Here is a 20,796-nt window from a genome sequence, read left to right on the forward strand (position 1 = left end):
CGTCCGAGCCCTCGCGCACTTCGCCCAGGGCGCCGCGCAGGTTGCGGGTCATGGTGGCCAGGGCGTTCAGCAACTGACCGATTTCATTGTGCGAGTCCACGCGGATGACGTGGCTGAGATCCCGGCGCGCAATGGCTTCAGCGGCCGCGACCGCGTGTCGCAGAGGCTGCGTGATGGCGCGCATGACGCGCCAGGCGAACAGCGGCCCCAGGATCAGGGCCAGGATCGCGGCCAGCGCCAGGATGCGTTCGCTCAGCACGGCCTGGTCCGTTGCTTGCCGCTGGGCCAGGTCGATCTGTTCCTGCTGGTAGGCGCGCAGCGCCTCGATGCTGGCGAGGTAGGTCTTGTTGATCGCAGGCAACTGCTCGTGCACGATATCGGTGGCGACCGTGGTCTGGCGGTTGGCCAGCGCTTTATGAATGGCGTCGAGGATGGTCAGATAGTTCGCGCGCTCTTCCATGATGCGCTGAAAGAGGCGCCGGGATTCGGGCACGGTAAACAAGGCATCGGCCTGATCCGCGTAGTTCTTGATCCTGACGGCCGCGCCGCTGATTTCTTCCTTGAAATATTCGACCAGCGCGGGGTCGGAGATCAGCGCGTAGGCCATGACCTGGTTGGCTCGGACATCGATGGCCCGGGTCCATTGGTCCATCAACTGACCGGCCTGGCGGCGCTGGCCGATTTCCGCGGCGATCGACTGGGCGGTGATGGCGTTCCAGATGCCGATCAGCGCCAGGATCAGCGCCAGGGACAGGATGAAGCCGAAAGCCGCGGCGAGCCGCGTGCTGATCTTGAGGTTTTTCATGAGGGTTCGGCGCCCTGCGCCGCGCGTGGGAAGAATGCCCTCAATCTTAGGGATAACCCTGGATTTCTGATCGGTCCAGCAGTGGGCAATAAGAGCCCCAATATTTGGCTTATCTGTGCATAACCTCTTTGTTCGTAAGGGAATTTCGTGAAAAACGGCGCTTCGTCACGGTCCGTGCGCAGGCCTGGGGCAGGAGGGTATTGCGCGGCTCAGGAGGCCGTCAGGCGGAAGACGCTGGTCTGCATGCGGGACACGCCGCGCGCGGCGAATCTGGGTTCCTGATCGAGAATGTCGCGGGTCTCCAGCCGCTCGATGTGCCATCGGTCCCCGTAGAGCGTCTGGATTTCGGGCTCCGGCACGGAAAAAGGCGGACCGTCCATTTCCGCCTGAGGATAGTCCAGGGTCAGCAGCAGCGTACGGCAGCCGGCGGGCAGCTGCCCGTAGATGTGACGCACATAGCGTCCACGCAGCACGGGCGGCAGGGCGATCAGGGCCGCGCGGTCGTAGCAGGCCGCGCAGCCCGCCAGGGTCTCGGCGTCCAGGCCGAAGATGTCGCCGCACAGGAACTCGATCGGTCCGGCGCGGTACAGGGTGCCCAGGGGAGTGGACCGGATCTCGGGCCTCAGGGCGTGTTCCTCGAAGAATTGCCCGACGGCGATCGGGGACAGCTCCACGGCCAGCACGGCGTGGCCCTGTTGCGCCAACCAAGTCACGTCCAGTGTCTTGCCGGCCAGGGGCACCAGCACCCGGCTGCCGGGTGCCAGACCGAGTCCGGACCAGTGTTTTTGCAGCAAGGGCATGACGCGGGATTGATGGAAGCCGGTCTGTCCCTGCTCCCAGCGCTGCAGCCAGAAATCCGTATCCATGTTTTGCACCCATCCAGAAACCGCAAGGCCCCAGTGTAGCGGCTCCTGGATGGCTTGCCGGCCAGCGGCTGTTCTTGCATGGTGTCTCCAGTATTGTTGTCGAGAGAGGCGGCGGCGTGTGATGCGCGATGCCCCGCGCCTGGCAAGGCGCCCCGCTAACGTAACGAAGTGTTGGCCTCATGGGCATCGCGGAACCCTGATAGTTTGGATAGGGGTTTTGCGATGAAGCCCGGTGGTCGCGGTCTGGCGGCGAGGGAGGGGAGGGAAATCCCGGTGTCATGGCGACACAGGCTCATACATCGGGAAACTTGAAACGCGCCACCTTCGTCGCGATGATGAAATGGTCGATCACACCACGCAGGAGTACAGGATGAATCAGGTGATGAAGGGTTTTTTAGCCGCGTCCGTCATCGCGTTGGGTCTGGCGGGCCCTCTGGCGCCCGTCCGGACAGTGGATGCACAGACGGCCTACGAGGCCGTGGACCGGCCGACCGACGAGCAATTGCAGCGCTACGCGGCCGCCGTGCGCAAGGTCAGTGCCGTGGCGGCGGAATACCAGCCCAGGCTGGAGGCGGCTCAGGACGCGCAGGCCAAGCAGGCGGTGCGCGTCGAGGCCGATCAGAAAATGGTGGATCAGGTCGAGGCGGGCGGCATGAGCGTCGCCGAATACAACGGCATCAGTCGCGCCGTGCGCGAGAACCCCGAATTGCGTCAGAAGGTCGAACGCCTGGTCGGCCAGTAGCGGCGATCGCGGCGGCCCGTTCGTGGGCGCCCCGGCACGGCCCGCGCGACGCGCGGGTATTGCCGCCCGAGGGCCTCAGCCCTTTTCGGACCAGAAAACGCCGCCCGTGGCCCATCGGTCCTTGCTGATTTCCGTCAGGATGATGTCCACCGAGTCCGGCGGACAGCCCAGAACCTCGCACGTGCGCTCGGTCAGTGCGCGGACGAGTTCGCGTTTCTTTTCGGGGGAGCGGCCCTCGAACAATTCAATATGCATGGTCGGCATGGCGGGATTCCTGTGAGTGTGGGCAAAGGAGCCTAGCATATCCTGCATGTTTCGCGCGGGCTCCGCCCCCGGGGTCCGGCATGATGAACCCACGTTGACGACATTGGTATTTACCCTCGATATGTTGTAAATATATTTATTGGATATTAGACTGTCTGCATCGCGCGTGTTTTCCGATCGTCGCGTATTCCAATTTCAAGGGGGAGACCATGAAAAAGATTTTCCGTACCCTGGCCGTGGCGGCCTTCACGCTGTGCGCGGCTGGCGCCGCGACGGCGGCCGATGTGACCTGGCGCGTGCCGACTTCGGTGCCCGAAGGCTCGCCCTTTTATCAGAATTTCCTGGAACGCTTCGCCTCCAACGTCAAGACCATCACATCCGGGCGGGTCGAGATCCAGCCCTTTGGCGCCGGTGTGATCGTGCCGGCCCTGAAAGTGTTCGACGCGGTGCGCGACGGCGTGGTCGAGGCCGGCCATTCCACGTCCAGCTATCTGGTCAATCAGAACCCTGAAAACGCCATTTTCTCAGGCTTTCCGGGCGGCATGGGACCCGACGCCTACAAGTCCTGGCTGTATCAGGGTGGCGGCAAGGAAAAGCTGGAAAAGCTGCGCGCCGGCCAGGGCCTGAAGACCATGATCGTCGGCATCGGGTCTTCCGAAATCATGGCGCATGCCAACAAGCCCATCCGCAGCGCGGAAGACCTGAAGGGCCTGAAGTACCGCACATCCGGTCCCTGGGCCGAAGTGATGCGCGACTATTTCGGCGCCGTGCCGACCGTGGTGCCGCCGGGCGAGATCTATACGCTGCTGCAGCGCAAGGGCGTGGACGCCGTGGAGTGGGCCCCGCCGTCGGCCAATATGCCCGAAGGCTTCCATCAGGCCGCCAAGTACATCGTCGTGCCGGGCGTGCACCAGCCGACCTTCATGTGGGAAGTGGTCGTCAAGCAGGAAACCTGGGACAAGGTGCCGGCGGACCTGAAGCCGCTGATCGAGGCCGCCGCCCAGCTGACCACCGAGCAGAGCCTGGATTATTTCTATGACGCGGACATGAAGGCAATGGAAAAATATCGCAGTGGCCGCAACGAGATCATCACGCTCAGCCCCGAATTCGTGAAGCAGCTGTCCGACGCGGGCTATGACTGGATGCACAAGACGGCCGAGGCGCAGAAGGCCGCCGGCAAGCCGGAGATGGCCGAGGTGCTCGCCGACTACGAGGCCTACCACAAGCGCTGGAAAGCCGAAAGCAACTACCTGATGCGCGACTGATCCACGATCGCACACAGCGAGGCCGAGATGCTCAAAGCCCTGACCCGATTCGCAAACGGCGTGTCCTGGTGCGCTTCCCAGCTGGCCAGCGTGGCGGCGGCCGTCCTGACCGTGTCCATGGTCTACGAGGTTTTTGCCCGCTACGTGTTCGATGCGCCGACGGTCTGGGCCTTCGACGTCGCCTACATGGCCAACGGCGCCGTCTTCCTGCTGGGCGTGGCCTACGTCCTGCGGGAGGATGCGCACATCCGCATCGACGTGCTGCGCAACCGCCTGCCCGCCCGCTTCGGCCGTGGGGTCCAGGGCGTCGCCTATCTGCTGGTCCTGGCGCCGTTCTTCGGCATGCTGTCCTGGATCGCGGCGTCGCATACCTGGCGGGCCTGGGTACGGCATGAAGTCGAGACGGTCAGCCCATGGGCGCCGCTGATGTGGCCGTTCTATCTGTGCTTCGCGATCGGGCTGACCGCCCTGACCCTGCAATTGGCGGTGGAAGGCCTGCGTGCCTTCCGCGGCCTGGATTCCGACGCCAAGAAGGACCACTGATGAATCCGACCGTCGCCGCCCTGATGTTCCCGGGGATGTTCCTGCTGGTGTTCCTGGGCATCCCCGTTTCCCTGTCCCTGATCATTCCCGCTTTGATCGGGGGCTGGTTCGCCTTTGGCGACCAGGTGTTCAATCAACTCTACGGCGGCCTGTACTCGGCGGCCACCAACTATATTCTCTCGGCCATTCCCATGTTCGTGCTGATGGGCGCGATCCTGGAGCGCTCCGGGATCGCCGCGCGCCTGTTCCGCACCATGCAGCTGTGGCTGGGGCGTCTGCCCGGCGGCCTGGCCGTGGCGACCGTCGCCATGGGCGCCACGTTCGCAGCCGCCGCCGGTGTGGTGGGCGCGGTCGAGGTCATGGTGGGCCTGATGGCCATCCCCGCCATGCAGCGCTTTCGCTACGACAATTCGCTGATCGCCGGCACCATTTGCGCGGGCGGTTCGCTGGGCACCATGATTCCGCCTTCGGTGGTGGCCGTGGTGTACGCCTCGCTGGCGCAGATCTCGGTGGGCGAGCTGTTCGCCGCCATGCTGTTCCCGGGCCTGATGATGGTGGGGCTGTTCGTCCTGTACATCGTCTTCGTCTGCGTCCTGGACCCGAAGAAAGGCCCGCGCGCAGACGATCCGGACATGCGCCTGCCGGTGATGGAAAAGCTGAAGATCACCTTCAGCGGACTGGTGCCGACCATGCTGCTGATCGTGGCCGTGCTGGGCTCGTTGATGGCCGGCATCGCCTCGCCCACCGAGGCTGCGGCCGTCGGCGCGATCGGCGCGCTGATCCTGTGCATCAGCTACGGCAAGTTCAGCGTGCCCATGATGCGGGAAGCATTGGCGATCACGGTGCGGATCTCCGCCATGATTCTGCTGATCGTGGCCGGCGGTATCATGTTCACGGGGATTTTCGCCGCCAACGGGGGTTCGCGTCTGATCCAGGGGCTGATCTCCGACATGGGCCTCGGGGTGTCGGGCACGCTGGTGCTGTTCCTGTTCATCGTGTTCCTGCTGGGCTTCGTGCTGGACTGGACCGCCAACGTGCTGATCTGCGTGCCGCTGTTCCTGCCCGTCCTGACGGCCGCGGGCGTGGATCCGATCTGGTTCGGCACGCTGATGATCATCGTCATCCAGACCAGCTACCTGACTCCGCCCATGGCGTCCTCGATTTTCTATCTCTTGTCGATCGCGCCGCCGGACATGAAATACGGTCAGGTCTGCAAGGGCGTGGTGCCCTTCATCCTGGTCCAGTTCGCGACCCTGGCGCTGGTGGCGCTGTTCCCGGCCCTGGCGACTTGGCTGCCCCAGCGCGTCGTGGGATTCTGATGTCGATTCCGGGGCTTCGCGCCCCGTCCTGGCCCGGCCGTCCGGGCCGTCTTTCTTGCTTTTAGGAATGCATATGAAAACCGAAGGAGTCCTGGTTCCCATCGTCACCCCGTTCGCGGCGGATGGCGGCGTCGATGTGGACGCATTGCGCACGCTGGTGAATCGCTTCATCGAGGCGGGCGTCGCCGGTATCGTGGCCTGCGGCACCACGGGCGAATACTATGCGCTGGAAGACGACGAGCGCGAACGGGTGTTGCGCACGGTGGCCGAAGCCACCCGGGGCCGCGTGACGGCGATCGCCGGCATCAACGCCCTGTCCACGACCCAGGCCATCCGCAACGCCCATCAGGCCGAGGCCCTGGGCTACGACGGCCTGATGCTGTCCACGCCGCCCTACAGCCTGCCGGAGCAGGCCGGGATCGCGCAGCACTTCCGTACGGTCGCGCAGGCCACCAGGCTGCCCATCATCATGTACGACTTCCCGGCACGGGTGGGCGTGCAGATCGCCGTGGACACGGTGATCGAACTGGCGCGCATCCCCAACATCGTCGGCATCAAGGAAAGCAGCGGCAGCTTCAACCGCGCCCTGGCCCTGATCCAGGCCGGCATCCCGGATTTCCAGATCATCAGCGGTTCCGACGACATGGCGGCCGATTTCCTGTTCTGGGGCGTGCGCAGCTGGATCAGCGGCGGCGCCAATGTCTTCCCGGCCGAGCAGGCCGCCATGGTCAAGGCCGCCGGCGAGGGCAGGTGGGACGATGTCCGCAGCCTGATGAGCGGCATGTATCCGGTGATCCAGGCGATGGAGTCCGGCGACTACAACCAGAAGGCCAAGCTGGGCTGCCGCCGCCACGGCGTCGAGGCCGGCCCGGTTCGCCTGCCCTTGGCCCCGTTGTCGGAACAGGACGAACGCGCTTTCCTGGCGCTGCTGAACGCCTACCAGGGCTGAGGAGACCACCATGCCACAGACCAAGGAACAGATTTTCGCCCAGGCCCGTGCAGGCAGCCTGTGGGCCGGCCACCTGATTCCCGGACATGACGTGCCGGGCGCCCGGATGGACAACACCACGCCGATCGACAACAGCGTGATCGGCGCCATCGAGTCGGGCACAGCCGCCGACATCGACTTGGCCGTGCGCGTGGCGCGCGCCAGCTTCAAGTCCGGCGAATGGTCGCAATTGGCGCCTGCGGAACGCAAGCGCATCATGCTGGCCTGGGCGGACCTGATGACGGCCCACGCCGAGGAACTGGCGGCGCTGGACTGCATCGACGCCGGCAAGCCGATCACCGAATGCCTGAACACGGACCTGCCGGCCACATTGGACACCTTCCGCTGGTACGCGGAAGCCGTCGACAAGTGCTTCGGCCGTATCGCGCCGACCGGGCCGGCCGCCACGGGGTTGATCGTCAAGGAACCCATCGGCGTGGTGGGGGCCGTGCTGCCCTGGAATTTCCCGGCCCAGATGTACGCCTGGAAGGTCGCGCCCGCGCTGGCGGCCGGCAATTCGGTCATCGTCAAGCCGGCCGAACTCACGTCGCTGAGCGCCTATCGCATGACCCAGCTGGCCCACGAAGCCGGGGTGCCGGCGGCGGCGCTGCAACTGGTGACCGGCCTGGGCGAGTCGGTCGGCGAGGCGCTCGGCCGCCACATGGACGTGGACATGGTGTCCTTCACCGGCTCCACCGAGGTCGGCCGCTATTTCCTGAAATACGCCGCCGAAAGCAACCTGAAGGAAATCGTCCTGGAATGCGGCGGCAAGAGCCCCCAGGTGATCTTCGACGACGCGGACGTGGACGGCCTGGTGGACCACGTGCTGGCCGCCGCCTTCTGGAACATGGGCGAAAATTGCAGCTGCGGCTCGCGCCTGATCGTCCAGGCCGGCGTCAAGGACGCTGTGCTGGATCGACTGCGCGCCCGCCTGTCGAACTGGAAGGTCGGCCTGCCCACGGACGAGTCCGTGCAGATCGGTCCCATGGTCGAGCGCGCGCATTTCGACAAGGTGCGCGGTTTCCTGGAAGGCGCGGCGGCCGAGGGCGCGCGTCTGGCGCACGGCGGTCGCATCCATTCGGATCTGGGCAGCGGCTGGTACGTCGAACCCACCATCTTCGACGGGGTCGCGCGTGAGTCGCGCCTGTTCCGCGAAGAGGTCTTCGGCCCCATCCTGGCCGTGACCACCTTCGAGACCGAAGCCGAGGCGATCGAACTGGCCAACGACAGCCAGTACGGGCTGGCGGCGTCCCTGTACACACGCGACGTGGGCCGCGCCCAGCGCGTGGCGCGCGCCATCCAGGCGGGCACGGTGTCGGTCAACGGGTTTTCCGAGGGCGACATCACCACCCCGTTCGGCGGCTACAAGCAGTCCGGCTTCGGCGGACGGGACAATGGCCTGGAGGCCCTGGACCAGTACCAGCAGATCAAGACGATCTGGTATGTGAACTGAGGATGAAAAAAGGCGCCGTCGGGCGCCTTTTTTCATCCCTCTATCACGGTGTGGGTGAATTCCATCAGGTAGTCCATCAGCGCGTCGGCGCCGGCGACGGCCTGATCGGGGTCGTTGGCGTGAATGCCTTCGGCCAGCATGAGGTGGCAGCGGGCGCCGCGTTCCAGGTCGCCCTCGTGCTGGTAGGCGTACCAGAAGCGCCGGCACTGGATGATCATCGGGATGATCGCCTGCACGGCATAGGGGTTGCGGCTGGCTTCGTGCGTGACGCGGTCCAGTGCCTGGTCGGCGCGCATGTAGCCCGCCAGGTCGCCCCGGCGCGCGGCTTCCGTCATGTCGTGCGCGCATTGCAGCAGGGCGGACCGCTGCCCCGCCGTGGCCCGACGGGCGGCCGATCCCGCGATCAAGCGTTCCAGCACCCGACGCGTCTCGATCAGGATCAGGTGTTCCGCGATGCGGATTTCGCTGACACGCAGCCCGCGCCGGGGCTGCTGTTCGATCAGGCCGCTGGCGATCAGGCGCATCAGGGCTTCGCGGATGGGCGTGCGGCCCAGGCCGGTCATCTGGATCAGGTCGCTTTCCACGATGGGCTGGTTGGGTTCCAGCTGCAGCGTGGCGATCATCTGTTCGATGCGATCGTAGGCCGCCTCGGTGGCGCGGATTTTGACGGTGGGGGTTGCGGAAGTCATGGCGCGGAAATTCAGGGGCGGGACTCGATGCCCCATCGGAAGGGGTCGTCGTCCTGCAGGATCAGGGTGGTTTCGCCGCTGATGTGGGCGCGCCCGCGCAGGGTCGGAATGACCTCGCCATGCTCGCCCGGCTCGTAGCTGGCCTGGAACTGGCTGCCAATGATACTGGACTGGCGCCAGATCTGTCCCGGAGCGAGCTTGCCGTCGGCGGCCAGGCAGGCCAGCTTGGCGCTGGTGCCGGTACCGCAGGGCGAACGGTCGTAGGCTTTGCCGGGGCACAGTACGAAGTTGCGGCTGTCGGCGTCCTCATCGGCGCCGAACAGTTCGATGTGATCGATGCGCGCGTCGCCGCGGCCCCGGATGCCCTGGGCTTCCAGGGCCTGGCAGATGGCCCAGGTGTATTCCGTCAGTGCGGCCCTGTCCGCCCCGGGAACGACCCGGTCGGGCGCGTCTACCAGGAAGAACCAGTTGCCACCCCAGGCGATGTCGCCGTGCACGACACCATGGCCGGGGACGTCCACGGCGACCGCCTTGCGGTGGCGATAGGCGGGCACGTTGCGCACACTGACCGAACCGTCTTCGTGCAATGTGGCGGTGACGGTGCCCACCGGGGTTTCGATGCGGTGTTCGCCCGGTTCGATGCGGCCCAGCCAGGCCAGCGAGGCCAGCAGGCCGATGGTGCCATGGCCGCACATGCCCAGGTAACCGGTGTTGTTGAAGAAGATGACGCCGGCTGTGGCGGCCGGGTCCACGGGGGCGCACAGCAAGGCGCCGACCAGCACATCGTTGCCGCGCGGTTCCAGGATGACGGTCTTGCGCCACTCATCGTGCCGTTCGGCCAGCCGTTGCCGGCGCTCGGCCATGGAGCCCGCGCCCAGGTCGGGAAACCCGTCGAGCACCAGCCGGGTCGGCTCTCCGCCCGTGTGGGAATCCAGGATGGCGATGCGATGCATGATGTGTCCTCAGAAGAAACGTTCCGGCCGGTAGGGCGCGAGATCGATGGCGGGTGTCTGGCCGCCGACCAGGTCCCGGATCAGGCGGGCGGTGGCGGCCGACTGGGTCAGGCCCAGGTGGCCGTGGCCGAAGGCGTAGAAGATGTCCGGGTGGCGACGGGCGCGGCCAATGACCGGCAGCGAATCGGGCAGGCTGGGCCGGAAGCCCATCCACTGTTCGCCTCCCTCGGTGCGCAGCGCAGGCAGGAAGGCCTTGGCCTTGTCCAGCATGGCCTGGGCCCGGCGGTAGTCGGGCGGGCGTTTCAGGCCGGCGAGTTCGACGGCGCCGCCCACGCGGATGCCGCAGGTGAGGGGCGAGATCACGAAGCCGTGATCGGAGAATGTGATCTGGCGGCGCAGATCCAGGGCGTCCGGTGGCAGCGTCGTGTTGTAACCGCGCTCGGTTTCCAGGGGGATGGGATCCCCGAGTGGGCCACTCAACTGGTGCGACCAGGCGCCGGCGGCGATCACGATCCGGCGCGCCCGCAGCGCGGTGCCATCGTCCAGCATCAGGCGCCCGCCGTCCGCGGCGGGTTCGACGGTGCGGACTTCGCGGCGGAGCAGCCGGGCGCCGAGCGCCTGCGCCCGCAGACCGATGTCCACGGCCAGGGCCTGGGGATCGTCGACGTTGCGCCAGCTGGGCACCAGCATGCCATGGGTGAAACGGGACGAAAGGCCGGGCTGGAGGTCGGCCAGTTCGGCACCTTGGACGGGCTGGCTTTCGATGCCGTAGGCCAACCGCTGACGGGCGGTTTCCCGGGCAGCGGCGAAGCGCTCGGCGCCCTCGTAGACTTCCAGCACGCCTTCTGTGTGCAAGTGGCGGTCCAGCCCCGTGCGGTCCAGCATGGCCAGCATTTCCTCCTGGGCCAGTCCGATCAGGGCGACTTGCGCCTGGATGTTGGCCTGATAATTCGAGGGCCAGCTGGCCCGCCAGAGCCGCAGCAGCCAGGGGGCGATGCGGGGCAGGTAGGCGGGAGGCAGGCTGAGTGGGCCCAGCGGGTCGAACAGCCAGCGCGCCGCCTTGCGGAGGATGCGCGGCGAGGCCAGCGGCAGGATTTCGGCGAAGGCCAGGGCGCCCGCGTTGCCCCGGCTGGCGCCGCTGGCCGGGTCGTTGCGCTCGATGATGACGACGTCGTGCCCGGCTTCGCGCAGGTACAGGGCGCAGCTCAGGCCGATGATGCCGCCGCCCACGATGGCGACGTCACAGGAGGAAGCGTTCATGGATGGATGCCGTTCAGGATCGCGGATGGATCCGATACGGGGATGATTTCACAGGCGCGGTAAATATTCAATCAATATATTTACCGAGCGGGCTTCCCCGGCCCCTTGTCTTATTCGATGCCCCAGCGGCGGGCGAGGACGGCGCGTTCGAGGGCGCCGATATATTGCTGGATGGTGATCTGGCGGTTGTCCGGCAGGTTGAAATAGCGGCAGGCGAGCTGGTGCTGGGGCTTGCCGTTGTCCTGGGTCAGGTGGGTGGAGCGCAGCACGCGCAGCGCGACATCCAGTTCGCCGGCGTCGGGCAGTTCCAGCGTGCATTCCTCGAAGATCGTGCCCACGGCGGCGTCGGTGAGCAGGTCGTCGTGGTCCACCAGTTGCAGACCGCCCGCGCTGATGTCGGCGATGCGGAAACGGGCCTTGCCCGAGGGCAGGGATTCGTGCTCGATCAGGCAATGGGCGGGGTTGCTGGCCGGGATGTCGACGCGGAAGAACTCGCGCCGCTGGATGCGCCGCAATTGGGTGGGCCAGGCCATCGAAAGCGCCGGCTTGCCCTCGTGCATCGCGGGGCGCAGCGGCCCCGAGAATTCGATCATCACGCGGTCCAGCGTGCCTTGGAGACGGACGGCGGTGGCGCGCAGCAACTGGTTGTTGATCTGGTCCTCGGAGGCGTTGTCGAGCAGCAGCGTGCCGGCCTTCGCATCGACCTCGAGCAGCGTGGAAATGATCGAGACGGCCTTGCCGGGGATGTCCAGACGCACCAGGACCCGCTGGCTGAGCAGGCCTTGCAGGATGGAGCTGATTTCGAGCGATTGCGATACCAGACAGGGATCGTCTTCCTGGAAGGCCATGGTCTTGGGCTGCGTGCCGAGATGCGACGCGTGAGTGCGACAAGGACGGATTTTAAACGATCCCGCCCGGAAACCGGTGTTTTCGGACTGGGGGAAAGCCCGCATATGCGGGCTTTCCCGGGCATGGCGGGCGGGGGCCTATTCCAGGGCTTTGACCATGTCCTCCAGGACCTTCTTGGCGTCGCCGAACACCATCATGGTCTTGTCCATGTAGAACAGCTCGTTGTCCAGTCCGGCGTAGCCCGCCGCCATCGAGCGCTTGTTGACGATCACGGTGCGAGCCTTGTAGGCCTCGAGGATCGGCATCCCGGCGATGGGCGAGTTCGGGTCGTTCTTGGCCGCCGGATTGACCACGTCGTTGGCGCCCAGCACCAGCACCACGTCGGTCTGGCCGAATTCGCCGTTGATGTCCTCCATTTCGAACACTTGGTCGTAGGGGACCTCGGCTTCGGCCAGCAGCACGTTCATGTGCCCCGGCATGCGACCGGCCACCGGGTGGATGGCGTATTTCACCGTCACGCCCTGCGCGGCCAGTTTCTCGGCCAGTTCCTTCAGCGCGTGCTGGGCGCGCGCCACGGCCAGGCCGTAGCCCGGGACGATGGTGACGGTCTCGGCGTTGCTCATGAGGAAGGCGGCGTCGTCCGGGCTGCCGGACCTGACGCTGCGCTGCGCGCCGTCGCCCGCCGCGCCCGCCGCGGACGGCTCGGCCCCGAAGCCGCCCAGGATCACGTTGAAGAACGACCGGTTCATCGCCTTGCACATGATGTAGGACAGGATCGCGCCGGAAGAGCCCACCAGCGAGCCCGCGATGATCAGCATCGGATTGTTCAGCGAGAAGCCGATTCCCGCCGCCGCCCAGCCCGAGTAGCTGTTCAGCATGGAAATCACTACTGGCATGTCGGCGCCGCCGATCGGGATGATGATCAGCACGCCCAGCAGGAAGGCGATGGACGTCATGGCGATGAAGGGCAGCCAGGACTGCGTCGCCATGAACCAGAAGCCGCAGGCCAGCATCAGCACCGCCAGAAGCAGATTCAACAGGTGCTGGCCCGGGAAGACCACCGGCGCGCCCTGGAACAGGCGGAACTTGTATTTGCCCGAGAGCTTGCCGAAGGCGATCACCGAACCGGAGAACGTAATGGCGCCCACGAACGTGCCGATGAACAGTTCCAGCCTGTTGCCCACCGGGATCGGCGCGCCGGGCATCGCGATGCCGAAGGCGTGCGGCTCGGCGACGACGGCGATGGCGATGGCGACGGCCGCCAGGCCGATCATACTGTGCATGAAGGCGATCAGCTCCGGCATCTTGGTCATCTGGACTTTGCGCGCCAGCAGGGTGCCGATACCGCCGCCGACCACCAGGCCGGCGAGCACACGCCCCAGCCCCGCGACGGTCGCGCCTTCGCGCGCCAGGCCGACGATGAGCGCCGCCGTGGTCAGGATGGCGATCGCCATGCCGATCATGCCGAAGGCATTGCCCCGGCGCGAAGTGGTGGGATGGGACAGGCCCTTGAGCGCCTGGATGAAGCAGACCGAAGCGACCAGGTAGAGCAGGATGGCGAGGTTGGCCGAGATCATGCCTGGCCTCCCTTGCGTTCCTTTTTCTTGAACATTTCCAGCATGCGCTGGGTGACCAGGAAGCCGCCGAAGACGTTCACCGCCGCCAGAGCCACGGCGAACACGCCCATGGACTGCGCCAGGCCGCCGTCGGTCAGGCCGGTCGCCAGCATGGCGCCGACGATGACGATGGCCGAGATGGCGTTGGTCACGGCCATCAGCGGGGTGTGCAGGGCCGGGGTTACGTTCCAGACCACGTGGAAGCCCACGTAGACGGCGAGCACGAAGATGATGATGTTGATCAGGGTGGGGTTGACGGCTTCCATCAGGCGCTCCTCAGGACCTGGCCGTCCTTGCAGACCAGGCAGGCGTTGACGATGTCGTCGTCGGCCGGCGGGGCGTAGCGGCCCTCGGCGTCGATGACGAGTTTCAGGAAATCGAGCACGTTGCGCGCATAGAGCGCGGAAGCGTCGGTCGCCAGCAGCGCGGGCAGGTTGGTCAGCCCCACCAGGGTGACGCCGTCGCGCTCGATGACTTCGCCCGGCACCGACAGCGGGCAGTTGCCGCCGCGCTCCACGGCCAGGTCGACGATGACCGAGCCGGGCCTCATGGCGGCGACCGTGTCCGGCTGGATCAGAGTGGGCGCGGGACGGCCGGGGATCAGGGCCGTGGTGATGACGATGTCGGCCTGTCTGCAGCGTTCGGCCACCAGGGCGGCCTGGCGCGCCATCCACGTGGCCGGCATGGGCCGGGCATAGCCGCCCACGCCTTCGGCGATCTCGCGCTCTTCGTCGGTCTCGTAGGGCACGTCGATGAACTTGCCGCCCAGTGATTCGACCTGCTCGCGCGCGGCGGGCCGCACGTCGGAGGCCTCGACCACGGCGCCCAGGCGGCGCGCGGTGGCGATGGCCTGGAGGCCGGCCACGCCGGCGCCCAGGATGACCACGCGGGCCGCCTTCAGGGTGCCGGCCGCGGTCATCATCATCGGAAACATGCGGCCGTAATACTGGGTGGCCAGCAACACGGCCTTGTAGCCGGCCAGATTGGCCTGGGACGACAGCACATCCAGGCTCTGGGCGCGGGTCGTGCGTGGCGCGGCCTCCAGGGCGAAGGCCGTCAGGCCGGCGCCGGCCAGGGCCGCGAGGCCGTCGGAATCGAAGGGATCCAGCATGCCAAGCAGCACGGCGCCCGGTTTCATGCGGGCCAGTTCGGCCGCATCCGGCCGACGGACTTTCAGGACCAGCTCGCTGTCCAGGGCGGCCTGGGCATCGGTCAGTTCGGCGCCCGCCCGCTCGTAGTCGGCGTCGGGGTATCGGGCGGCCGTGCCGGCGCCTCGTTCGACTCTCACCCGATGGCCCGCCTGGACCAGCTTCTTGACGGTTTCGGGGGTGGCGGCGACCCGGGTCTCGCCCGGCAGGGTTTCGCGGGGGATGCCTACCTGCATGGCGGCCTCCCGGCGGGGATGCGTCGGTGTTGCTGCATGGAGTTTCCTTGATGTCTTGGGGGGGCGGGCCGGGGTCAGCGGCTGGCGTCCAGCGCCTGGCGCAGATCGTCGAGGATGTCGTCGATGTGCTCGATGCCGATGGACAGGCGGATCATGTCTTCGCCGACACCGGCACGAGCGAGTTCTTCGGGGCTGAGCTGGCGGTGCGTGGTCGAGGCCGGATGGCAGGCCAGGGACTTCGCGTCGCCGATGTTCACCAGCCGCAGGATCAATTGCAGGGCATCGATGAATCGGGCGCCTGCGGCGAGACCGCCCTGGATGCCGAAGGACAGGATGCTGGCGGGCAACCCGCCCATGTATTTTTCCGCCAGGGCGTGTTCCGGATGGTCCGGCAAGCCGGCGTAGTTCACCCAGGCGACCTGGGGATGGTCCTTGAGGAAGCGGGCCACGGCCAGGGCGTTGGCGCAGTGGCGTTCCATGCGCAGGGCCAGGGTCTCGATGCCTTGCAGCACCAGGAAGGAATTGAAGGGCGAAATCGCGCCGCCGGTGTTGCGCAGGGGGACGACGCGGCAGCGGCCGATGAAGGCGGCCGGCCCGAAGGCTTCGGTGTAGACCACGCCGTGGTAGGACGGGTCCGGTTCGTTCAGCATGGGGAAACGGTCGCGGTGCTCGGCCCAGGGGAATTTGCCGCTGTCCACGATGGCCCCGGCGATGCTGGTACCGTGCCCGCCCATGTACTTGGTCAGCGCGTGCACCACGATGTCGGCCCCCCACTCGATGGGTCGGCACAGGGCGGGCGAGGCGACCGTGTTGTCCACGATCAGCGGCACGCCGTGGCGGTGAGCGGCTTCGGCCAGCGCCTGGATGTCGATGATGTTGCCCGCCGGGTTGCCGACGGACTCGCAGAACACCGCGCGGGTGCGTTCGTCGATCAGGGCCTCCAGTGCGGCCACGTCGTCGTGGGGCGCGAAGCGGACTTCCAGGCCCTGGCGCGGGAAGGTGTGGGCGAACAGGTTGTAAGTGCCGCCGTAGAGTTTGCTGGTGGAGACGATGTTGTCGCCCGCCTGCGCCAGCGTCTGGATGGCGTAGGTGATGGCCGTCATCCCGGAGGCCACGGCCAGGGCGGCCACCCCGCCTTCCAGGGCGGCGACGCGCTCTTCCAGGACGGCGGTGGTCGGGTTCATGATGCGGGTGTAGATGTTGCCCGCGACCTTCAGGTCGAACAGGTCCGCGCCGTGCTGGGTGTCGTCGAACGCGTACGAGGTGGTCTGATAGATGGGCACGGCGACCGATTTGGTGGTGGGGTCGGGGGCGTAGCCCGCGTGAATGGCCAGGGTCTCGAAACGGCGGGTCATGAAAAGTCTCCTGTGCGGCGTCTGTATGGGGCGGCTTGGCGCAATCGGTCATCGTACCGGCGGTTGCGGTCTCAATATAAGGTCTGCGCCAGATGGATGAATGCATTTCCATATCACTTTTAATAATATGGAGCTCATCGCATTCTTCTACGAAATGCAATGCGGTGCAATAGAATGCGGCCGGACGCTGCAAAAGGCCGTGCCGGGCGCGGGCATGGGTTAGCATTCCGGTTGTTGTCCGGCCGGTGGCGGACTGCCGATCGAGGGTGTGGGTTAAAAAATGAATGTCTGGTTGAAGCGGGTGCTGTTCAGCCTGGTCGTGGCGCTGCTGCTGGCGGTGGTCGGTCTGGCGATCTTCCTGCTGACTTTCAATCCGAACGCCTACAAGGCCAGGCTGGAATCCCTGGTGTTCGAACGCACCGCGCGTACGCTGACCATCGATGGCGACATCGGCCTGTCGCTGTTCCCCCGCATCGGCCTGTCCGTCAGCGACGTGGCCTTGTCCAACCGGGACGCCAAGGACACCTTCGTGTCCATCGACAGCGCCCGCTTCGCGGTGGCGATCTGGCCCTTGCTGTCCAATCGGCTGGTGGTGGATCACGTGGCCGTCACGGGCCTGAAGGCCTATGTCGTGCGGGATGCGCGGGGCCGCTTCAATTTCAGCGACCTGCTGGGGGCTGACGGGGCGTCCGCGCCGGTGGCCGCGCCCCTGGCGGCCGCCACGGCGGCGCCAGGCGCCCGGTCGGAGTTCAACATCGACATTGCCGGCCTGGAACTGAAGTCGGGCCGGGTCCAGTATGTCGACCAGCGCGATGGCCTGGCCACGACTTTCGACCAGATCGAAGCGAGCACCGGCAGGGTCACCTACGACCAGCCCTTCGATGTGTCCCTGAAGTCCGTGATCACGGGCAACGATCCAGTGCAGAACGCCCAGCTCCAGGCCCAGGCGCTGCTGCGCCTGAACCCGGGGGGGCGCGGCTATTCCGCGCAGAAGATCAACGTGCAACTGAACGGGCGCCTGGGCAACCTGGACCAGTCCCAGGCCACGTTGCGTGGCAATCTGGCCTACGACGGCCAGGCCCGGCGCTTTTCCGCCGACAATCTGGAACTGGCCCTGAGCGGCAATATCGTCGGCGCCCATCCGGTCCAGGGACTGAAGGCCAGCCTGACCGCCGCGCAATTGCGCCTGGACCAGCGCAACACCGCGCTCAAGGTCGACAAACTGGCCCTGCGCGCCGTGGGCCAGGATGGCAAGCGCGCCCTGGATCTGGCCCTGGACGCGCCCGCCCTGGCGATCTCGCCCGATTCCGCCCAGGCCGATCCCGTGACCGGCACCCTGAAATGGGCCGGCGACGACACCTTGGCCGTGTCGCTCGGTCTCGAGGGCCTGTCGGGCAACGCCGGCGAATGGCAGTTTCGCGCGGTCAGTCTGGACGGAGGGCTCACCCAGGGAGAACGCTTGTTGCGCCTCAAGCTGACCTCGCCGCTGGCCTGGAACACGACCCTGCGCAAGGGCTCCCTGGGCGCCATCAAAGGCGACATGGGGGTGCGCGACCAGGCGCTGCCATCCGGCGGTTATGAGTTCCCCATGATCGGCAGCGTGCACCTGGATCTGGTGCAGGACCTGCTGTCGGCGGATCTGAACGCCGTGATCGACGGCGGGCAGGCGGCCTTCAAGTCCCAGACGACGAAGTTGTCCACGCCCCAGCCCCGAACGCATTTCACCCTGAACGCGGAAAAGCTCGACTTGAACCGCTGGCTGCCGGCATCGCCCGCCCGCGCCGCCGGCAAGCCCGCCGGCGCGGGCCAGGCCACCGATCAGACAACCGACAAAGGCGGGAACGCGGGTCGGGACAAGGGCCGGGACACCGCGCCCGCGGCGCCCGAGCCGATCGATCTGTCGTTCTTGCGGGGTCTGGACGTCGAGGGCGACGTGCGGATCGGGGATCTGCGGGTGCGCGACGTGCAACTGACGGGCGTGAGCGTCCAGGCCCGCATCCAGAAGGATGCGCTGACCATACCCAAACTGGCGGCCGGTTTGTACGAAGGCACGCTGTCGGGCCAGTTCAGCGCGGCGTCGGACCGGACGTTCGGATTGAAGCTGAATCTCGACAAGGTCGCCGTGGCGCCTTTGATCCAGGCCTCGATGGGCCGGAATCTGTTGTCGGGTCGGGGCGCGGCGCAGATCGATTTGCGCGCCCAGGGCGACACGACGGATGCCCTGCAGCGCGCGCTGCAGGGCCGTGTGTCCGTCCAGGTGCGGGAGGGTGCCGTACAGGGCGTGGACGCCGCGCGGACCTTGACGGATGTGGCGGCCGCGTTGGGCAACGTCCTGAAAGGCCGTCTGGACGCCCTGGCTTCGCCGTTCGAGAGCCGCAGCAGCACCGCATTCAGCAGTCTGGACGCCCGCCTCGATCTCAAGGACGGCCAGGGAACCTTGTCCAGGCTGTCCGTGGTGTCCGACCTGGTGCGGCTGTCCGAAGGCAAGCCGGCGCGCATCGATGTGCCCGGGCGCAGCCTGGATCTGGTGCTGCAGGCCCAGGTGGCGTCGCGTTTGCCCAAGGGACTGGATGTCGCGCTGACGCCGTTGTTGGGTGCGACCATCCCGATCCGCATCAGCGGCGCATGGAGCCACCCGGAATACGAGGTGAACTGGTCGAGCATCCGCAATCCTTCCATCCAGCGCGCCCTCAAGTCGGGGCTGATGGAACTGCTCAAGGGCAAGGATCTGATCGACCAGGCCTTGCCGTCGCCGGAATCCGACACACCCGGCACCGCTTCGAAGAACCCCTTGTCGCCGGCATCCGGCGCCGACCCGGTGGAACGGATCGGCAAGGCCATCAAGGGCCTGCTGGGACAATGATCACGATGGAAACCACACGATGACGACCGAATCCGTTTTTCAGCCGATCGCCGGGGCGACCGCCCTGGCCGATGAGGCCGCCAGGCCCTACGACCGCCGCTGGCTGGCGGTCGACGACCGGGACCATTGGCTGGATGCGGGCCGGGCGCCCGGCCTGGCGGCGCTGGAGGTCAGCCTGCGTTTCGGCTATCTGGTGATCCGCGCGGAAGGCATGTTGCGCCTGGATGTGCCGCTGGACGTGATCGAGGACGACGACAGCGTCGAGCGCAGCGCGCGGATCGGCGGGCGTGATGTGCGGGTCGTGGACGAGGGCGAACTGGCCTCGGCCTGGTTTTCCCAATGGCTGGGCCAGCCCTGCCGGCTGGTGAAAGTGCATCCCGACGCCGGGCCCGTGAACTGGCCCGGCTAGGCGCTATTGGCCGTTTGCCGCTTCCTGCGCTTCCCGCAGGGCCTTGGCCTTGGCGTGCAGCCAGCGTTCCACGGACGGGAACACGAATTTGCTGACGTCGCCGCCCAGGATGGCGATTTCCCGCACGATGGTGCCGGAGATGAACTGGTACTGGTCCGACGGGGTCATGAACAAGGTCTCGACCTCGGGCAGCAGGTGACGGTTCATGCCGGCCATCTGGAATTCGTATTCGAAATCCGACACGGCGCGCAAGCCGCGCACGATGACGCGGGCGTCCTGCTCGCGCACGAAATCCTTCAGCAGGCCGCCGAAGCTGCGCACCCGCACGTTGGGGTAGTGCCCCAGGACCTCCTCGGCGATTTCCAGGCGTTCCTGGAGCGTGAAGAACGGCCGCTTGTTCTGGCTGTGGGCCACGCCCACGACGACCTGGTCGAACAGGCTGGCCGCCCGTCGCACGAGATCCTCGTGTCCTCGGGTGAGCGGGTCGAAAGTGCCCGGATAGACGGCGGTGATCATGCGGTCTCCGAATAGGTTGACTGGCTATTATTCATACTTTTTTGCGTTGCAGCAAACCGGATCAACCCGTAGTGGACCTGGCCGGCCCGTCCCTGGCGCAGCAGTTCCCATCCCGGCGGCAGTGCGTCCAGGGCGGCCTCCGATTCCAGGTACAGCAGGCCGCCCGGCAGCAAGGCCCGGTCCAGCAGGGGCCGCAGCCGCGGCAGCCAGCCCGCGCCAAAGGGTGGGTCGAGCATCACCAGGTCGTAGGACGGGGCCGGTTGGGCGCGCAGGAAAGCGCAGGCCTCGCCCGGGTGGATGCGGATGGCGGGCGCCTTCAGGCGCGCCTGGACGGCCCGCAGGCCGGCCAGTGCGGCCGGGGCCTGCTCGACCAACTGGGCGGTTTCGACCCCCCGGGAAGCGGCCTCGAAGCCCAGCGCCCCGGTTCCGGCGAACAGGTCCAGCACCCGACGGCCGGCGAACACGCCATCCCAGAAATGCGCCAGCCAGTTGAACAGGGTTTCCCGCACCCGGTCGGGCGTCGGGCGCAGGTGGTCGCCTTCCGGGACGGCGATGGGTGTGCGGCGGTAGGCACCGCCTACAATACGGATCTGGTGTTTTTTCATGCGCGGTCGACGGGTCGTGAATCTCACGGCACTCGGTCCGTGCCGGGCCTTG

At 66.7% G+C, this 20,796-nt stretch carries 21 protein-coding genes; 8 read left to right on the top strand and 13 right to left on the bottom strand.

What is annotated here, in order from left to right; genetic code table 11:
* Positions 1-805, bottom strand: an 805-nt coding sequence (locus O4H32_RS13535; protein ID WP_269360024.1) for an MCP four helix bundle domain-containing protein, incomplete at its 3' end; no start/stop codon positions are given.
* 209 nt (positions 806-1,014) lie between these two features.
* Entirely contained in the window at positions 1,015-1,671 is a 657-nt protein-coding gene (locus O4H32_RS13540; protein ID WP_269360026.1) for a thiopurine S-methyltransferase, read from the bottom strand.
* A 370-nt stretch (positions 1,672-2,041) separates the two neighbouring features.
* Here O4H32_RS13540 and O4H32_RS13545 point away from each other — a divergent pair, with 370 nt between their 5' ends.
* Positions 2,042-2,413 (top strand): DUF4168 domain-containing protein, encoded by a 372-nt coding sequence (locus tag O4H32_RS13545; protein WP_269360027.1) that lies wholly within the window; start codon positions 2,042-2,044, stop codon positions 2,411-2,413.
* Between the two features lie 75 nt (positions 2,414-2,488).
* Here the strand turns inward: O4H32_RS13545 and O4H32_RS13550 are convergent, their stop codons facing one another.
* The gene (locus O4H32_RS13550) at positions 2,489-2,716 is read right to left on the bottom strand and encodes a 4-oxalocrotonate tautomerase (RefSeq protein ID WP_269360141.1); all 228 of its coding nucleotides are present in this window, start codon (positions 2,714-2,716) and stop codon (positions 2,489-2,491) included.
* 170 nt (positions 2,717-2,886) lie between these two features.
* Between O4H32_RS13550 and dctP the strand changes: the two genes are divergently transcribed.
* The 5 genes from dctP to O4H32_RS13575 all read left to right on the top strand — a co-directional run bounded on the left by dctP (position 2,887) and on the right by O4H32_RS13575 (position 8,245).
* Complete coding sequence (gene dctP / locus O4H32_RS13555; protein WP_269360029.1) at positions 2,887-3,942, top strand: TRAP transporter substrate-binding protein DctP; 1,056 nt, start codon at positions 2,887-2,889, stop codon at positions 3,940-3,942.
* 27 nt (positions 3,943-3,969) lie between these two features.
* On the top strand, positions 3,970-4,485 hold the full coding sequence (locus O4H32_RS13560) for a TRAP transporter small permease subunit (RefSeq protein ID WP_269360031.1): 516 nt from the start codon (positions 3,970-3,972) through the stop codon (positions 4,483-4,485).
* Entirely contained in the window at positions 4,485-5,804 is a 1,320-nt protein-coding gene (locus tag O4H32_RS13565) for a TRAP transporter large permease (protein WP_269360032.1), read from the top strand. The genes O4H32_RS13560 and O4H32_RS13565 overlap by 1 nt, the downstream gene beginning before the upstream one ends.
* A 73-nt stretch (positions 5,805-5,877) precedes the next feature.
* Positions 5,878-6,753, top strand: coding sequence for a 4-hydroxy-tetrahydrodipicolinate synthase (gene dapA, locus O4H32_RS13570; protein WP_269360033.1), 876 nt, complete (start codon positions 5,878-5,880; stop codon positions 6,751-6,753).
* A 10-nt stretch (positions 6,754-6,763) separates the two neighbouring features.
* A complete protein-coding gene (locus tag O4H32_RS13575; protein WP_269360034.1) occupies positions 6,764-8,245 on the top strand; it encodes an aldehyde dehydrogenase in 1,482 nt (493 codons plus the stop codon).
* Positions 8,246-8,277: 32 nt separating this feature from the next.
* On the opposite strand, the gene O4H32_RS13580 is transcribed toward O4H32_RS13575, so the two are convergent.
* From O4H32_RS13580 to O4H32_RS13615, 8 genes are all read right to left on the bottom strand, one after another.
* Positions 8,278-8,934 (bottom strand): GntR family transcriptional regulator, encoded by a 657-nt coding sequence (locus tag O4H32_RS13580; protein ID WP_269360036.1) that lies wholly within the window; start codon positions 8,932-8,934, stop codon positions 8,278-8,280.
* Between the two features lie 11 nt (positions 8,935-8,945).
* On the bottom strand, positions 8,946-9,887 hold the full coding sequence (locus tag O4H32_RS13585; RefSeq protein WP_269360038.1) for a 4-hydroxyproline epimerase: 942 nt from the start codon (positions 9,885-9,887) through the stop codon (positions 8,946-8,948).
* A 9-nt stretch (positions 9,888-9,896) separates the two neighbouring features.
* Complete coding sequence (locus O4H32_RS13590) at positions 9,897-11,147, bottom strand: NAD(P)/FAD-dependent oxidoreductase (RefSeq protein WP_269360039.1); 1,251 nt, start codon at positions 11,145-11,147, stop codon at positions 9,897-9,899.
* A gap of 110 nt (positions 11,148-11,257) precedes the next feature.
* The gene (locus O4H32_RS13595) at positions 11,258-11,995 is read right to left on the bottom strand and encodes a flagellar brake protein (protein ID WP_269360041.1); all 738 of its coding nucleotides are present in this window, start codon (positions 11,993-11,995) and stop codon (positions 11,258-11,260) included.
* A gap of 138 nt (positions 11,996-12,133) precedes the next feature.
* Positions 12,134-13,573, bottom strand: a complete 1,440-nt coding sequence (locus O4H32_RS13600; RefSeq protein WP_269360042.1) for an NAD(P)(+) transhydrogenase (Re/Si-specific) subunit beta — start codon at positions 13,571-13,573, stop codon at positions 12,134-12,136.
* Positions 13,570-13,878: an NAD(P) transhydrogenase subunit alpha part 2 gene (locus O4H32_RS13605; RefSeq protein WP_043684843.1), complete on the bottom strand. Its 309-nt coding sequence runs from the start codon at positions 13,876-13,878 to the stop codon at positions 13,570-13,572. Before O4H32_RS13605 ends, O4H32_RS13600 begins: the two co-directional genes overlap by 4 nt.
* Positions 13,878-14,996: a Re/Si-specific NAD(P)(+) transhydrogenase subunit alpha gene (locus O4H32_RS13610; RefSeq protein ID WP_269360044.1), complete on the bottom strand. Its 1,119-nt coding sequence runs from the start codon at positions 14,994-14,996 to the stop codon at positions 13,878-13,880. The genes O4H32_RS13605 and O4H32_RS13610 overlap by 1 nt, the downstream gene beginning before the upstream one ends.
* A gap of 74 nt (positions 14,997-15,070) precedes the next feature.
* The gene (locus O4H32_RS13615) at positions 15,071-16,351 is read right to left on the bottom strand and encodes a bifunctional O-acetylhomoserine aminocarboxypropyltransferase/cysteine synthase (RefSeq protein WP_269360046.1); all 1,281 of its coding nucleotides are present in this window, start codon (positions 16,349-16,351) and stop codon (positions 15,071-15,073) included.
* Positions 16,352-16,631: 280 nt separating this feature from the next.
* Here O4H32_RS13615 and O4H32_RS13620 point away from each other — a divergent pair, with 280 nt between their 5' ends.
* Positions 16,632-19,214: an AsmA family protein gene (locus O4H32_RS13620; protein WP_269360048.1), complete on the top strand. Its 2,583-nt coding sequence runs from the start codon at positions 16,632-16,634 to the stop codon at positions 19,212-19,214.
* A gap of 19 nt (positions 19,215-19,233) precedes the next feature.
* Positions 19,234-19,623 (top strand): MOSC N-terminal beta barrel domain-containing protein, encoded by a 390-nt coding sequence (locus O4H32_RS13625; protein ID WP_269360050.1) that lies wholly within the window; start codon positions 19,234-19,236, stop codon positions 19,621-19,623.
* Positions 19,624-19,626: 3 nt separating this feature from the next.
* Here O4H32_RS13625 and coaD read toward each other — a convergent pair whose 3' ends face one another.
* Both coaD and O4H32_RS13635 read right to left on the bottom strand, forming a co-directional pair.
* The gene (gene coaD / locus O4H32_RS13630) at positions 19,627-20,139 is read right to left on the bottom strand and encodes a pantetheine-phosphate adenylyltransferase (RefSeq protein WP_269360052.1); all 513 of its coding nucleotides are present in this window, start codon (positions 20,137-20,139) and stop codon (positions 19,627-19,629) included.
* Entirely contained in the window at positions 20,136-20,744 is a 609-nt protein-coding gene (locus tag O4H32_RS13635; protein ID WP_269360054.1) for an RsmD family RNA methyltransferase, read from the bottom strand. The genes coaD and O4H32_RS13635 overlap by 4 nt, the downstream gene beginning before the upstream one ends.
* Positions 20,745-20,796 lie beyond the last annotated feature (52 nt).

This window comes from Castellaniella denitrificans, from assembly GCF_027214045.1.
GTDB classification, from domain to species: Bacteria; Pseudomonadota; Gammaproteobacteria; order Burkholderiales; family Burkholderiaceae_B; genus Castellaniella; species Castellaniella denitrificans_A.

What these genes read in the sequence shown, in the direction of transcription:
- O4H32_RS13540 (WP_269360026.1), bottom strand. Translation starts at nt 1,671, where the DNA reads ATGGATACGGATTTCTGGCTGCAGCGCTGGGAGCAGGGACAGACCGGC.
- O4H32_RS13545 (WP_269360027.1), top strand. Translation starts at nt 2,042, where the DNA reads ATGAATCAGGTGATGAAGGGTTTTTTAGCCGCGTCCGTCATCGCGTTG.
- O4H32_RS13550 (WP_269360141.1), bottom strand. Translation starts at nt 2,716, where the DNA reads ATGCTAGGCTCCTTTGCCCACACTCACAGGAATCCCGCCATGCCGACC.
- dctP (WP_269360029.1), top strand. Translation starts at nt 2,887, where the DNA reads ATGAAAAAGATTTTCCGTACCCTGGCCGTGGCGGCCTTCACGCTGTGC.
- O4H32_RS13560 (WP_269360031.1), top strand. Translation starts at nt 3,970, where the DNA reads ATGCTCAAAGCCCTGACCCGATTCGCAAACGGCGTGTCCTGGTGCGCT.
- O4H32_RS13565 (WP_269360032.1), top strand. Translation starts at nt 4,485, where the DNA reads ATGAATCCGACCGTCGCCGCCCTGATGTTCCCGGGGATGTTCCTGCTG.
- dapA (WP_269360033.1), top strand. Translation starts at nt 5,878, where the DNA reads ATGAAAACCGAAGGAGTCCTGGTTCCCATCGTCACCCCGTTCGCGGCG.
- O4H32_RS13575 (WP_269360034.1), top strand. Translation starts at nt 6,764, where the DNA reads ATGCCACAGACCAAGGAACAGATTTTCGCCCAGGCCCGTGCAGGCAGC.
- O4H32_RS13580 (WP_269360036.1), bottom strand. Translation starts at nt 8,934, where the DNA reads ATGACTTCCGCAACCCCCACCGTCAAAATCCGCGCCACCGAGGCGGCC.
- O4H32_RS13585 (WP_269360038.1), bottom strand. Translation starts at nt 9,887, where the DNA reads ATGCATCGCATCGCCATCCTGGATTCCCACACGGGCGGAGAGCCGACC.
- O4H32_RS13590 (WP_269360039.1), bottom strand. Translation starts at nt 11,147, where the DNA reads ATGAACGCTTCCTCCTGTGACGTCGCCATCGTGGGCGGCGGCATCATC.
- O4H32_RS13595 (WP_269360041.1), bottom strand. Translation starts at nt 11,995, where the DNA reads ATGGCCTTCCAGGAAGACGATCCCTGTCTGGTATCGCAATCGCTCGAA.
- O4H32_RS13600 (WP_269360042.1), bottom strand. Translation starts at nt 13,573, where the DNA reads ATGATCTCGGCCAACCTCGCCATCCTGCTCTACCTGGTCGCTTCGGTC.
- O4H32_RS13605 (WP_043684843.1), bottom strand. Translation starts at nt 13,878, where the DNA reads ATGGAAGCCGTCAACCCCACCCTGATCAACATCATCATCTTCGTGCTC.
- O4H32_RS13610 (WP_269360044.1), bottom strand. Translation starts at nt 14,996, where the DNA reads ATGCAGGTAGGCATCCCCCGCGAAACCCTGCCGGGCGAGACCCGGGTC.
- O4H32_RS13615 (WP_269360046.1), bottom strand. Translation starts at nt 16,351, where the DNA reads ATGACCCGCCGTTTCGAGACCCTGGCCATTCACGCGGGCTACGCCCCC.
- O4H32_RS13620 (WP_269360048.1), top strand. Translation starts at nt 16,632, where the DNA reads ATGAATGTCTGGTTGAAGCGGGTGCTGTTCAGCCTGGTCGTGGCGCTG.
- O4H32_RS13625 (WP_269360050.1), top strand. Translation starts at nt 19,234, where the DNA reads ATGACGACCGAATCCGTTTTTCAGCCGATCGCCGGGGCGACCGCCCTG.
- coaD (WP_269360052.1), bottom strand. Translation starts at nt 20,139, where the DNA reads ATGATCACCGCCGTCTATCCGGGCACTTTCGACCCGCTCACCCGAGGA.
- O4H32_RS13635 (WP_269360054.1), bottom strand. Translation starts at nt 20,744, where the DNA reads ATGAAAAAACACCAGATCCGTATTGTAGGCGGTGCCTACCGCCGCACA.